The following is a 13,215-nucleotide window of genomic DNA, read 5'->3' on the forward strand; positions in this document are numbered from 1 at the left end:
ACAATAACATCAAGTAGTGGGGCGGCTTTAGAAGGGGCTTCTATTAAAGCGGTGCATACGCCGTCCGGAACTTCTTATGCGACTTTTTCCCGAGGTGGAGGCAATTTCTCATTGCCGAACCTTAGAGTAGGGGGGCCTTATACATTAGAAGTTAGTTATGTGGGTTTTACTCCTCAGAAAGTTGAGGATATAACACTTAAGCTGGGTGAATCTTTTAATATCGCTTTAGTTCTAAAGGAATCAGAAGGGGAAAATGCAGTTGTTACTGTAACATCTGCGAAGACAAAAGCTAGCTTGAAAACAGGAGCAAATACGGTAATTTCTACAGCAATGATTGGAGAGATGCCTACTATATCTCGTTCAATTACAGACTTGACGAAGTTAACACCACAAGCTAGCGGCAACAACTTTGCTGGTCGTGACGGTAGGTATAACAACTTGCAGGTCGATGGGGTAAACTTAAACAACAACTTTGGATTGTCATCGGATTTAGCTCCTGGTAGCGGAAACCCGATTTCAATTGATGCCTTAAGTCAAGTTTCTGTCAATATTGCCCCATTCGACGTTAGACAATCTGGATTTACAGGGGCGGGAATTAATGTTGTTACCAAAAGTGGTACAAATGAATTTCATGGGACTGTTTATGGATTGAATAGAAACCAAAACGACTATGGCTATAAAGTAAATGGTTCTACGCTTTCAAAAACGCCCAGTCAAAATTCTATTATTGGCGCAAGTGTTGGCGGACCCATAATTAAAAATAAATTATTTTTCTTTATTAATGCGGAGTCTGAAAAGTCTTCTATACCGGGCATTACTTATGTTGCAAGTGGTTCATCCAATTCAGGAAATCCTTCGTCTACAAGTTTGGCTGATCTTAAGACTGTTTATAATTTTGTCAAAAATACATATGGTTACGATTTAGGAGCTTACGACAATTTCCCCAACTTTGATTCCAAGAATAGAAAGCTTTTAGCAAAAATCGACTGGAACATCAATACTGCCAATAAATTGACCTTAAAATATTCTGATTATAAAGGAAACGACGTTTCTCCATTAAATAGTTCAAGTGTACCACAAAATGGGAAAATTATAGTTACCGGTGGACCTGCAAACGGTTACACTCGCCTGCCAAATAGTAGATTTGGATCTGCATCTATGGCTTTTAGCAATTCAAATTATATCACTAACCATATTGTTCAAACAGGTTCATTGGAGTTTGACAGCAGAATTAATAACCAACTTTCTAACCAGTTCTTAGCTACCTATACACATGTTTCTGACATACGCGAGCCGGTAGGAGGGAAGGTATTTCCTACCGTTGATATATTTGATGGTACAGGTCAAAACTATATTAGCTTAGGTACGGATCCATTCACAAACAATAACCAATTATTAAACAATATTCTAAACTTCACAGATAATATTACATACTACGCCGGTGCGCATACCATTACAGGTGGTGTAAGTTTTGAAAGACAAAAAGTTGGTAATATGTTCATGGGAGGTTCGCAAGGACATTATGTTTTCGATTCATTAAATGCTTTTTTAAACCAGCAACAACCCGCATATTATGGGTATACCTATTCAGTAGTGCCCGGTCAAAAAGCGGTTTTCTCTGCTAATTTGGTAATGTCTCAGTTAGGCGTTTATTTGCAGGATGAATATAAAATGAATCAAAATTTTAAATTGACTTATGGATTGCGGGTAGATATGCCAATTTATGGCGCTAAACCAATTGATAACCCATCAATTGATGCGTTGGAGTTTCCTGATGCTCATGGCAAAATGATACATTACAATACAGGTGCTTGGCCTAAAAATTCTCCTTTATTCTCACCTAGAGTTGGATTTAATTGGGATGTGAAAGGAAACGGTTCTTTAATTGTACGTGGCGGAACGGGTATCTTCTCCGGAAGGATTCCATTTGTATTCTTAACAAATATGCCATCTAATAGTGGCGTGTATCAAAATGCGGTATACTTAAATACTAAAGCGGAGTTAGATGCTGCTGGTATTAGTAAGTTTAACCCGAACATTGATGCTTACGCAAATTCTGCAGCTTTTCCAAAAGCACCACAAACTACAACCCCTCCGCAAAGTTTTGTTTTAATAGATCCTAATTTTAAATTTCCTCAGGTTTGGAGGACAAATTTGGGGGCCGATAAAGACTTAGGTAATGGATTTAAGGCAACGATAGATTTGATGTATACGAAAGATTTGAAAGGTGTTGTAATGCGCAATCCTAACTTAAAAGCACCTACAGGCCATTTTAAGGGAATTGATCAAAGAAGCTATTATGATGTAAGTCCGTTACCTACATATTATAATGGACTAGGTACACCAATTGTATTGGAAAATACGACTAAAGGACATTCCCTTGCGGCAACGGCACAAATTTCGAAGTCATTCGCTAATGGTTGGTTCGGATCAGTCGCTTATACTTATACAGCAGCAAAAGAAATCAGTCCCAATCCTGGTTCAAGAGCTACTTCTGCCTGGCAAGCAATTTATAATGTAAATGGACCGAATGATCAGGTTTTAGGAAATTCTCAATACGCGGTTCCGTCAAGAATAGTTGCGAATTTATCTTATACAATAGACAAAGGCATCTTTAATCTTCCTTCTACATTCTCTGTATACTATGAGGGTACTGCACAAGGCAAATATAGTTTTGTGACAAATGGTTCTATGGTGGGTGATGGTAACTCAAACCTAATCTATATTTACAAAACTGGGGCAGATGTTCCATTTGTTGCTACTGGATCCTACACAGTTGCACAACAACAAGCAGCTTACGACCAATTTGTTGGAAGTAGCAAGTATTTATCCAAACACAAAGGGGGGTATGCAGATCGTAATGCTGCAACGACACCTTGGTTTAATGAAGTGGACGTGAAGTTTGTCCAAGATTTGTTTGTTCGTCGTGATGCAAAAGGAGCCGTTAAAAATGAATTCCAGTTTACCGTGGATATTCTTAATTTACCGAATATGCTCAATAGTAATTGGAAGAATTGGGGCTACAAACAGATGTATTCAATCAATAATCCTCTAAAATATGTAGGTATTGATGCGAATGGTGCACCTAAATTTAATATGAATACTTATAATGGCGCATTGGCAACAGACGCTTATACAACTAATAATTCTTTGTCTAGTACATATAGTATGCAATTAGGTCTAAGATTTACTTTCTAACACCATTTACTTTCCTTAATGGAATATTCATTCAAAAGCCGGCAATTTGTCGGCTTTTGTTTTAAGACAGTATTTTTATTCTTATCCAATGAGGAAGTTATTTTAACTTTGAAAGGTCAATACATTCATTACCACTGAACATTTCTTAGAATGAAAAATTACGATACTGTTAGCGAAGCTGTCAACGATTTAATTAATAGAGGTTACACACACGATTTTAATATCAAAGAAGAATGCATTGTCTGTGGGAACACGGGTGTTTCCTTATCTCCTGATGATTTTGAAATAGATGAAGTATATCGTTTCGAAGGTGAAACCGATCCGGGGGACGAGATGATAGTGTATGCTATTTCAGCTAAACATGTTGTTGCAAAAGGTGTTTTAGTTAATGCTTTTGGAACTTATTCAGATGCTGAAACTTCTCGCATTGTAAAACGCTTATATCTTTCTCATTAGTACTATTTGTTTAATTGTGCATACTCCCACAGAGTACAGTATTTTTTAACAGAGGGAAGGATTCCCTTATTTTAATCTTATTGATATCAGCCTTATCTCAAAGAAGATGGTTGCTGATTTTTCAATAAAAAAAGATAAAAAACTCTTTTATTTATAAAATATTTTTTTACCTTTGTGCCGAAATAATAAAACAGATGTTTTCAAAGACTTGTGAATATGCAATTAGGGCGATTATTTTCATTGCATGGCAATCGAAGGAGGGTAACCGAACTTCTATTAGGGATATTGCAAAAGGGATCGATTCGCCTGAACATTTTATCGCAAAAATATTGCAGGAAATGAGCCGGAAAGGTTTTGTTAATTCAACAAAAGGCCCCAATGGAGGCTTTTATATGGATAAAAAGACATTAAAAACGACTATTGCGGATATTGTCAATCATTTTGACGGACAAAAAGTGTTTACTGCTTGCGCTCTTGGATTACAACAATGCTCCGAAACCAAACCTTGCCCACTTCATCAAGAATATAAACCCATACGCAAACGCATTAATGATATGCTTAGCTCGGCGCAAATAGGTGTCATTAGCGACGAAATTAACTGGGAAGCAACTTATTTAAAGCTGAAATAAGCTTTTAAAAAATAAATAAAGATAAAAAGGTGTTATTATCTATTAAAAATGAGATAAAAATGAACAGTAAACCTAAATCCAAGTTGAGCAAATTTTTCGCTACACTGCTTTTGGTAATGCTTAAACCAGGCATTTCGTTGTATGCGCAAACAACATCCCCCTCGCTACAGGAGTCTTCCGTTACTAGTATTGGTTTATGGATGTTTTTAATACTGATGATAGTTGCTGTTTTAGCTGTACTTATTTGGTTGAAAAATAGCGTCGCGGAAATTAATCAAACAACAAGAGATTTAAAGAAACCCATCGAAGAAGAAAAACTGAATCAATATATGAAGAATTTCGATAGTACCCAGATAGATACTTTTTTGAAATTTAAAGATGCACAAAAGAAATCTGTTAAAGGCAGCAGCACAAAAATGCCCATTATTCTATTGATCGCAACACTGCTATTACCCGCTACTTCACTATTTGCACAAACGACGAGTTCTGCGCCTCCGAAATCATTATTGGGTGAGGGAGGAATTATTATTACAATAATACTTATTTTAATTCCATTATTGTTGGGGCTAATATTGATGGCCGTAAAAACCACCAATGTATTAAGGCAATTTAAGAATAAAAGAAAATTAGAAGAAGCTCAAAAAATTGCTGAGAAGCTGCAGACAACGACCGATGAAACATTCCGAGAATCCCTGGAAAAAAGAAAAGCCGCATTAGATTTCCAGTTATCCCGTAATGAATTGTCCGGTTTGGCGGCTGCTGAAGATGAAAAAGGATTATTAAATATTAATACAAATGCAGAAATCGCAGTTGTAAACCCCAAAAAGAAAGCGACTAAACGACCCAACGTCGATCCCGCCTTGTCCAAAATGATACTTTGGTATATTGGATGTGCTGCCTTTTGGTTGGTACTGGGGACTTCCGTTGGTGAATATCTGGGTATAAAATTTGTCGCTCCCGATGTCGATCATGTAAGCTGGCTAAGCTTTGGACGCCTAAGGCCGGTGCACACCAACATGGTTTTCTGGGGATGGGCTTCCTTAGCGATGTTAGGCTTGGGTTATTATATTGTTCCTAGAGTAGGTAACAATAAATTGGCTAGCATGAAACTAGGCTGGTGGACCCTAATTTTAATAAATCTTACCGTCATCTTTGGCTCTATTTCCTTAATGGCAGGCATTAATAATGGTGGCGGAGAATATAGAGAATATATATGGCCGATAATGTTACCATTTGCAGTGGGATTGGTTTTAACCTTAATTAATTTCTTAAAGACCATCGCAAAACGTAAAACGACAGAAATATACATAGCCAACTGGTACATTGTGGCTGCAATTATTTTTACAATAGTTATCGCATTGGTCGCCTATCTGCCCTGGTGGCAGGACGGTTTAGGCGAAACTATTGCGCAGGGATATTATATGCACCAAGGGGTGGGCATGTGGTTTATGCTTTATACTTTGGGCGTGGTATATTATTTCTTGCCACAGCAACTAAATAAACCAATTTATTCTTACAGTTTAGGTATTCTTGCTTTCTGGACTCAAATTCTTTTCTATACTTTAATTGGCTCTCACCATTTCGTTTTCAGCCCTATTCCTTGGTGGTTGCAGACGGTGGCTATTGTAGGAAGTATGGGGATGGTTATTCCCGTTATTGCAGGTACAACTAACTTCCTGATGACTTTTAAAAGTGGATGGCATAAGATTGCCGGCAGCTATACTTTGCCATTTTTCTTAGTAGGTATTATCTGTTACTTCACAGGTTCATTGCAAGGAACTGCCGAAGCTTTCCGCTCTACGAACCTGATGTGGCACTTTACGGATTTTACAGTGGCGCACTCACACTTAACAATGTATGGTATTATTTGTTTCTTTATGTGGGCTGGTATTTACGCACTTGTTCCAAGGTTAACCGGCAAAGAACCTCCTCAGATTTTGGTGGGTGCCCATTTCTGGTTGGCATTAATAGGAATGTTATTTTATACGGTACCACTAATGCTAGGAGGAACATTGAAAGGCTTGATGTGGATGCAGGGGAAACCTTTCATCGATGGGGTCGTGCTTATGGGACCTTACTGGCTATGGCGAGCTATCGGGGGTAGCCTGATGTGGTTGTCTCATATTTTCTTTGCTTATAATTTGTATAAAATGCTCTCAAAATCTAAAACGGTAGATGTGAAGGAAACTGCAATTGCGAAGCTTGTAGAAAATTGATAACCGTTTACTAAAAGAGAAGTAAAAAATTATTAACTATAATCATAATAAATAATGGAATTTTTTGATAATCATAAAAAGCTTTTTGGCGCAGCGGCTGCATTTTTTATTGGGCTCACGATTCTGGTAGCCATCGTGCCGGCATTTCAAAATCAAAATAATAACCGTCCATTGCCTAATGCTGTAGCTTTAAGCCCTGCTGCTGTTAAAGGAAAGGCTTTGTATGTGGCCAACGGCTGTGTGGCCTGCCACACGCAACAGGTGCGCGATATTGATATGGACAAAGTTTGGGGGTCCCGGCCAAGTATTGCGGCTGACTATGCCGGTGATCATCGTTTAAGCGCTTGGCAAAATACTGCTACTTTAATGGGTACAGAACGTACCGGTCCGGATCTTACAAATATCGGGGAACGCCAGCCAAGTAAAGACTGGAATTTGGTACACTTATTTAATCCAAGAATTGTTGTAAAGGAGTCGGTGATGCCGGCTTATCCCTGGTTGTTTATTTATAAAGATTCGGCTGCCAGGGGGGATGTTGTGGTGAACGTACCTAAAGAATATATGAATGGAAAAACAGGGAAATATGTTGCTTCAAAAAATGCAATGTACCTGATAGCTTATTTGCAATCCTTAAAACAAACCAAATTGCCTGACGGCACTCCTTCTCCGGAATTTTTATATAAACAAAAAGTTGCAGCGGCAGCCGGTGGTGCAGCTGGCAAGCCGGATGGAGCTGCATTGTATACCGCTAATTGTCAAAGTTGCCACCAAGCGAGCGGAGAAGGGTTGCCTGGTGCATTCCCTCCTTTAAAAGGGAGCTCCGTTGTTACGGGGGATAACTTAGAATTGTATGTGGGTATTATTATGGGGGGGTATACCGGCCGTGAAAAAGAAGGTTTTGGCGCAATGCCTCCGGTGGGTACAAATGCCAATCTTACAGTAGATGAGGTTGTTGCCATTATGAATCATGAACGTACAAGCTGGGGCAACAATGCGAAAGAGGTTACTGTCGCACAAGTAAAACCACTGTATGAAGTAGACAAATTAAAAGCCCCGCAGCCCTAAGTCAATATAAATATTTAAAAACATTTTAAATAGACTAAGAATGAAAAAATATATATTTCTGTTGGCGGTTTGTTTAAGCGGTTTTGCAGCGAAAGCTTGCGAAATCTGCGAAAAACAACAGCCTAGAATATTACGCGGTATTACGCATGGGGGTGGCCCCAGCAGTAATCTCGATTATGTAGCTATCTTTATCATGGTTCTTATTACAGTAGCCACCCTATTTTTTTCTATAAAATGGATTATCTATCCCGGTGAGAAATCAAATTCCCATATTAAAAGAAGTATTTTAAACGAAGAATAACATGGAACCAAAAAGTACCGTTTTTATCTTTATCGACAATGAAACGAAGCCTATTGCTGAATTTAAAGCACCTGTAAATTTTGAATTGGATACTACCAAACTGGTAGATGGTCAACATACTTTAAAAATTGTAAGCAAGGGTTCTGACGGGATAGAAGGCGTGAGGTTAGTACCTTTTGAGGTACGTAATGGTCCCGCTATTTCAATAGAAGGGATTCGCGAGAATGCGGTGGTGGATGGGATATTGCCACTAATGATTAACGCTTATAGCAAAGGAAACTCTAAGGAGTTTAATATTATTGGTAGTGAAACACCCCATAGCATTCCTTCTTGGGTATGGATTTTGATCATCGGTTTCTTTGGTTGGGCTATGTATTATTTATTTACGTACATTCATTTAAAGCAATAAAGGTTTATGTTGGATCGGAAAGAAATATTATCAATTGAGGATATTAAATTATTAGTGGACACTTTCTATGAAAAAGTTCGAAAAGATGCGTTGATAGGACCCATTTTTGAGGATAAAATTCAGGATCGTTGGCCAGAGCATCTGGAGAGGATGTATCGGTTTTGGCAGACGGTCTTACTAGAAGAACATACTTATTTTGGAAGCCCTTTTCCCCCGCATGCGCAATTGCCTGTCGTATGGGAACATTTTGAAAGATGGTTAAGTCTGTTCAATAGCAATATTGACGATCAGTTCTCCGGCAAAATTGCCGAAGAGGCAAAATGGCGGGCGAATAAAATGGCTGAGATGTTTTACTATAAAATTCGGCATTACAGAAACACGGATGCCCGTCCTCTTTTTTAGGTTATTATAATTTTTACTTACGACGAAGTTTTTCGTGATACACTATTTAAAATGAAATCGAATAAAAAATATGGATTCGCTGTAGCGGCAACGTTTATTTGGATCGGGTTTTTATGCGCTATTAGTTTCATGGAAGCCTGGCTTAAATTTCGTGCGCCGGGCGTTACTATTGAAATCGGACTAGGTATTGGTAAGTTAGTATTTGGTGCATTAAACAAAGTAGAAATAGTTTTAGCCCTGATCATACTTTTTAATCTGTTGCTTAACAAATCTAAGCAGCTTTCGGTGGCCAGTATATTCTTTTATGTGGCATTTGTTATTGTTCTTTTGGAAACCTTTTGGGCTTTACCCGCATTAGATAAAATTGCCAACCTAGTCATTCATGATCAACCATTACCTCCTTCAAACCTTCATATATATTATGTTGTAATGGAAGTAATCAAATTGGGTTGCCTTATTCTTTTTGGTATTCAATTGCTTAATGGTAGCAATGTATCAAATTCTCTAAAAAAAGAAATATGAAAGATTTAAATGAAAATTCTATTGTAGGCTCGGTTGTAGCTGACGATTATCGTACGTCAAACGTATTTATAAAATATGGTATTGATTTTTGTTGTCAAGGTAATCGCTCCGTTGCTGATGCTTGCAAAGCTGAAAATCTAAATACCAATGAAGTAATAGATGCCTTAAAGCAGCAATTGGAAAACCCTTCCGCCGGAGCCACAGCGGACTATGAGAGTTGGCCATTGGACTTTCTCGCCCAACATATAGTACAGAAACATCACAAATATGTTACGGAAAAAATTCCGGTGATAAAAGGGCTGCTTGAAAAAATTGTACAGGTACATGGTGCAAAGCATCCCGAACTTAAGCAAATAGCAACTTTATTTGATATTTCAGCGGGTGAATTTACCATGCACATGAAAAAAGAAGAATTAATGCTGTTTCCTTTTATTCGTAAGATGGTGATTACAAAAGAAACGAATGGTGAACTACCGGTTGCTCATTTTGGTACTGTCGAGAACCCCGTTCGAATGATGATGCAAGATCATGATGGTGAAGGTGAACGTTTTCGGGAAATAGCAGCATTGAGCAATAATTATATGCCGCCAGCGGATGCCTGCAATACCTACACAACGACCTATAAATCTTTAAAGGAATTTGAAGAAGATCTACATTTGCATATTCATCTGGAAAATAACATTTTATTCCCTAAAGCTATTGCCTTAGAAAAGGAGTTTTCAAAGAATAAATGATAATTTTTGATAAGCTATGACGAAGATATCGGTATCCATAAAACGTGTTTATGAACCAATCGATGATAAAGATGGTTATCGCATTTTGATAGATCGATTGTGGCCTCGAGGCATCAAGAAAGAAACAGCGGGCCTGGATGCATGGATGAAAGAACTAGCACCGTCAACTTCGCTGAGAAAGTGGTTTAATCATGACCCAGAAAAATGGGCAGCATTTGGCGAAGCATATCAAGAAGAGCTAAAGCATCAAAAGGAGGCCATTAAACAATTACTTGATGCGATAAAAAAACACAAAATTGTTACACTTTTGTATGGAGCTAAAGATGAAAAACACAACCAGGCATTGGTGCTGCAAAAATATTTACAATCTCAGCTGAAATAAAACAATATGACTAGAAAGCCCATAAAGAGAAGTCCACAGATACTGCCACTTTCACGTGAACATCATTTTAGTCTTTTATTCTGTTGGAAGATACGGCAGGGGTTAAAAAAGAATGTTGAAAAAGAACGCATTATAAAGTATGTTGATTATTTTTATCATCATTTTATTTTGCCGCATTTTGGTGAAGAGGAGAAGGTGCTTTTTTGTTTATTGAAAGACGAAAAAGTGGATAAGGCGCTCAATGAACATACTTCTATTAAACAATTAACAACTTCTATTTTAAATGCTGGGCAGAACGCCAACTCTGACGACATAGAGGAATTGGCAAGATTAGTAGACTTACACACCCGTTACGAAGAAAGGGAATTATTCCCTTATATCGAAGAAAGACTCTCCTTATCACAACTAGAAGAAGCGGGACGCCAATTAGGAGAATCAGAAATCTTATCTGATGATTTTGAGGACGAGTTTTGGGTAAATAAATAATTACGCAGCTGTTCTATGCAGCTCTAAAGTTGTTTTTGACATGGTGAAATACCGGTACAGGTCTACTATTGTCCCTAATATTCTTTTACCCGCCTTTTTACATTTGACAAATCTCCGATTCCGAATTACTTTTGCACTTAACTATGTTGACAAAAAGAATCATTCCTTGTTTGGATATCAAAGAGGGAAGAACAGTAAAAGGTGTAAATTTTGAAGGTCTGCGTGATGCAGGTGATCCAGTAGAATTGGGAAAACTATACGCCCAACAAGGTGCTGATGAGTTGGTTTTTCTGGATATAACCGCAACTATTGAGAAGAGAAAAACTTTGCGCGAATTGGTCAGTAAGATTGCACACAATATTAATATTCCCTTTACAGTTGGAGGCGGAATCAGCAGTGTAGAAGATGTAAGTTTGCTATTGCAAAATGGGGCTGATAAGACTTCCATTAATACTTCCGCTTTTAGAAACCCACAATTGATAAGCGATTTGGCGAAAGAGTTCGGTAGCCAATGTGTGGTATTGGCTATTGACACCAAAAAAGAAGCGGATGGTGAATGGTATGTATATCTGAACGGTGGTCGCGTTAAAACCGATAGCAAATGTGTAGATTGGGCAAGGCAGGCCGTGGATTTAGGTGCAGGGGAGATCTTGCTTACCTCAATGAATCACGATGGCACTAAACAGGGTTTTGCTATTGACATCACAAAGACTTTGTCTGAGACGTTGTCAGTACCTGTAATTGCAAGTGGCGGCGGCGGAAAAATAGAACACTTTGTGGATGTATTTAAAACGGCTCATGCTGACGCTGCGCTTGCTGCAAGCATCTTTCATTTTAAAGAAGTGGAAATACGAAATTTAAAACTGACATTAAAAGAAAATCATATTCCGGTAAGAATCTAATGGGGATGAATGATAAAGGGTCAGGAATTCCCAACTTCCAAAGTTGGATAAAAAGAACCGGTAAAAGAAAACTGATAAAAAATGGAAATAAATTACGCAAAATATAGTGATGGCCTTGTACCTGCTATTATTCAAGACACCTGTACCAATAAAGTATTGATGCTAGGTTTTATGAATGAAGCAGCTGTAGAAAAAACGCTAGAACTACAGAAGGTAACCTTTTTCAGTCGCAGCAAAAATCGCCTGTGGACCAAAGGGGAGGAGAGTGGTAACTTCCTTTTATTGAAAGACCTACAAGTCGACTGTGATAACGATACACTGCTTGTGAAAGTCACACCTGTTGGACCGGTTTGTCACACGGGGGCAGACACTTGCTGGAATGAAGAAAACAGCACCAGTAATTTTTTGCAGCAGCTTGAAGATATTATTCAACAAAGAAAAGAATCAGCCGCCGAGAATTCTTATGTCGCCAGCCTGTTTAAAAAAGGTATCAATAAGATTGCACAAAAAGTAGGCGAAGAAGCCGTGGAAGTGGTGATTGAAGCAAAAGATAATGATGAAAACTTGTTCTTAAATGAAAGTGCTGACTTGCTGTTTCACTATCTTATTTTGTTAAATGCAAAAGGATATTCTTTAAAAGATGTTACGAATATATTGGAGCAAAGACACAAATAGCCTTTGCCAACTGACATGAAAAAAATGCTCTTACTTTTTTTATTGTTCCCTGTTTTAACGCGCGCGCAACATGTGTTAAATGAAATATATTCGAGTGAGAATTCTGCTTGGTATAATGCTTCCTTTAAACAGTTGGAAGATAGCGTAATGTTTTATCAGAATGCCGCAAAACTGCCACAGATTCCGTTGGAACGAAAATTAAGTATAGATAAATATCAAGCGCGGCTACAGGTCTTTCGTGATAGTATGCGTCATTTTGTGGCTTTACATAAATTAGATGACAAAGGAGCCAAGGCGCTGCTTATTGATTGCTTTAGACAAACTGATGTAACACTAGATACCTTGGCATCAATGGCTGCAATGCTTACCGGAGAAGGCTTGCAGAATACGTATGCAGCATACTTATTCAAAGAGATAGAGGGGCGGCAGAATAATGAAGTGGGGAAAGTGTTTATTCCTTTTTCAATGCCTGATGCTAGTGGTAAAGTAGTCTCTTCACACGATTATGCCGGAAAATATAAGCTTGTTCTTTTTTGGGCAAGCTGGTGTGTTCCGTGTCGCGCAGAAATTCCTGGACTATTAAGGACCTATCATCAATTAAAAAATAATGGTCTGGAAGTACTCGCAGTTTCGGTCGATGAAAAAAAAGCCAACTGGTTAAAGGCCATCGCCCATGATAAAACAGATTGGGTAAACTTATTTGATGGTAACGCCTGGAATACGATTGTTGCCCGTAATTATGCGATTCATCTCATCCCGCAAAACCTGCTGATAGATCCGTCTGGAAAAATAATTGCGAAGAATATTTCCGCTTCCGGTTTGATTAAATTATTAGGTA

The 13,215-nt window shown here is 38.2% G+C and carries 15 protein-coding genes; all 15 read left to right on the forward strand.

The features are described 5' to 3' along the window. Positions 1-3,198: TonB-dependent receptor (locus ACQR30_RS10700; protein ID WP_429734875.1), on the forward strand; the 3,198-nt coding region annotated here is incomplete at its 5' end. 150 nt (positions 3,199-3,348) lie between these two features. Beyond that, complete coding sequence (locus tag ACQR30_RS10705) at positions 3,349-3,654, forward strand: phosphoribosylpyrophosphate synthetase (RefSeq protein ID WP_429734877.1); 306 nt, start codon at positions 3,349-3,351, stop codon at positions 3,652-3,654. Between the two features lie 194 nt (positions 3,655-3,848). Next, on the forward strand, positions 3,849-4,283 hold the full coding sequence (locus ACQR30_RS10710) for an RrF2 family transcriptional regulator (RefSeq protein WP_429734879.1): 435 nt from the start codon (positions 3,849-3,851) through the stop codon (positions 4,281-4,283). Positions 4,284-4,342: 59 nt separating this feature from the next. Next, positions 4,343-6,499, forward strand: a complete 2,157-nt coding sequence (locus tag ACQR30_RS10715) for a cbb3-type cytochrome c oxidase subunit I (protein WP_429734881.1) — start codon at positions 4,343-4,345, stop codon at positions 6,497-6,499. A gap of 54 nt (positions 6,500-6,553) precedes the next feature. Further along, positions 6,554-7,564 (forward strand): cytochrome c, encoded by a 1,011-nt coding sequence (locus ACQR30_RS10720; RefSeq protein WP_429734883.1) that lies wholly within the window; start codon positions 6,554-6,556, stop codon positions 7,562-7,564. Between the two features lie 40 nt (positions 7,565-7,604). Further along, positions 7,605-7,865: a hypothetical protein gene (locus tag ACQR30_RS10725; protein WP_429734885.1), complete on the forward strand. Its 261-nt coding sequence runs from the start codon at positions 7,605-7,607 to the stop codon at positions 7,863-7,865. A 1-nt stretch (position 7,866) separates the two neighbouring features. After that, a complete protein-coding gene (locus tag ACQR30_RS10730) occupies positions 7,867-8,274 on the forward strand; it encodes a cytochrome C (RefSeq protein ID WP_429734887.1) in 408 nt (135 codons plus the stop codon). Between the two features lie 6 nt (positions 8,275-8,280). Continuing rightward, complete coding sequence (locus tag ACQR30_RS10735; protein ID WP_429734889.1) at positions 8,281-8,676, forward strand: group III truncated hemoglobin; 396 nt, start codon at positions 8,281-8,283, stop codon at positions 8,674-8,676. A gap of 51 nt (positions 8,677-8,727) precedes the next feature. Continuing rightward, positions 8,728-9,198: a hypothetical protein gene (locus tag ACQR30_RS10740; RefSeq protein ID WP_429734891.1), complete on the forward strand. Its 471-nt coding sequence runs from the start codon at positions 8,728-8,730 to the stop codon at positions 9,196-9,198. Then, positions 9,195-9,932: an iron-sulfur cluster repair di-iron protein gene (gene ric, locus ACQR30_RS10745; protein ID WP_429734894.1), complete on the forward strand. Its 738-nt coding sequence runs from the start codon at positions 9,195-9,197 to the stop codon at positions 9,930-9,932. Before ACQR30_RS10740 ends, ric begins: the two co-directional genes overlap by 4 nt. Positions 9,933-9,948: 16 nt before the next feature. Continuing rightward, entirely contained in the window at positions 9,949-10,314 is a 366-nt protein-coding gene (locus ACQR30_RS10750) for a DUF488 domain-containing protein (RefSeq protein WP_429734896.1), read from the forward strand. A 6-nt stretch (positions 10,315-10,320) separates the two neighbouring features. Next, on the forward strand, positions 10,321-10,800 hold the full coding sequence (locus tag ACQR30_RS10755) for a hemerythrin domain-containing protein (RefSeq protein WP_429734898.1): 480 nt from the start codon (positions 10,321-10,323) through the stop codon (positions 10,798-10,800). Between the two features lie 143 nt (positions 10,801-10,943). Next, positions 10,944-11,702: an imidazole glycerol phosphate synthase subunit HisF gene (hisF, locus tag ACQR30_RS10760; RefSeq protein ID WP_429734900.1), complete on the forward strand. Its 759-nt coding sequence runs from the start codon at positions 10,944-10,946 to the stop codon at positions 11,700-11,702. An 81-nt stretch (positions 11,703-11,783) separates the two neighbouring features. Further along, on the forward strand, positions 11,784-12,377 hold the full coding sequence (gene hisIE, locus ACQR30_RS10765; protein WP_429734902.1) for a bifunctional phosphoribosyl-AMP cyclohydrolase/phosphoribosyl-ATP diphosphatase HisIE: 594 nt from the start codon (positions 11,784-11,786) through the stop codon (positions 12,375-12,377). Positions 12,378-12,401: 24 nt separating this feature from the next. Then, on the forward strand, positions 12,402-13,215 hold an 814-nt coding region (locus ACQR30_RS10770), incomplete at its 3' end, for a TlpA family protein disulfide reductase (protein WP_429734904.1).

Source organism: Arachidicoccus sp., assembly GCF_050436765.1.
GTDB lineage: Bacteria > Bacteroidota > Bacteroidia > Chitinophagales > Chitinophagaceae > Arachidicoccus.

Excerpts from the sequence above, each read along its gene's own strand:
- ACQR30_RS10740 (WP_429734891.1), top strand. The coding sequence starts at position 8,728 with ATGAAATCGAATAAAAAATATGGATTCGCTGTAGCGGCAACGTTTATT.
- ACQR30_RS10715 (WP_429734881.1), top strand. The coding sequence starts at position 4,343 with ATGAACAGTAAACCTAAATCCAAGTTGAGCAAATTTTTCGCTACACTG.
- hisF (WP_429734900.1), top strand. The coding sequence starts at position 10,944 with ATGTTGACAAAAAGAATCATTCCTTGTTTGGATATCAAAGAGGGAAGA.
- ACQR30_RS10710 (WP_429734879.1), top strand. The coding sequence starts at position 3,849 with ATGTTTTCAAAGACTTGTGAATATGCAATTAGGGCGATTATTTTCATT.
- ACQR30_RS10735 (WP_429734889.1), top strand. The coding sequence starts at position 8,281 with ATGTTGGATCGGAAAGAAATATTATCAATTGAGGATATTAAATTATTA.
- hisIE (WP_429734902.1), top strand. The coding sequence starts at position 11,784 with ATGGAAATAAATTACGCAAAATATAGTGATGGCCTTGTACCTGCTATT.
- ACQR30_RS10750 (WP_429734896.1), top strand. The coding sequence starts at position 9,949 with ATGACGAAGATATCGGTATCCATAAAACGTGTTTATGAACCAATCGAT.
- ACQR30_RS10705 (WP_429734877.1), top strand. The coding sequence starts at position 3,349 with ATGAAAAATTACGATACTGTTAGCGAAGCTGTCAACGATTTAATTAAT.
- ACQR30_RS10730 (WP_429734887.1), top strand. The coding sequence starts at position 7,867 with ATGGAACCAAAAAGTACCGTTTTTATCTTTATCGACAATGAAACGAAG.
- ACQR30_RS10755 (WP_429734898.1), top strand. The coding sequence starts at position 10,321 with ATGACTAGAAAGCCCATAAAGAGAAGTCCACAGATACTGCCACTTTCA.
- ACQR30_RS10720 (WP_429734883.1), top strand. The coding sequence starts at position 6,554 with ATGGAATTTTTTGATAATCATAAAAAGCTTTTTGGCGCAGCGGCTGCA.
- ric (WP_429734894.1), top strand. The coding sequence starts at position 9,195 with ATGAAAGATTTAAATGAAAATTCTATTGTAGGCTCGGTTGTAGCTGAC.
- ACQR30_RS10725 (WP_429734885.1), top strand. The coding sequence starts at position 7,605 with ATGAAAAAATATATATTTCTGTTGGCGGTTTGTTTAAGCGGTTTTGCA.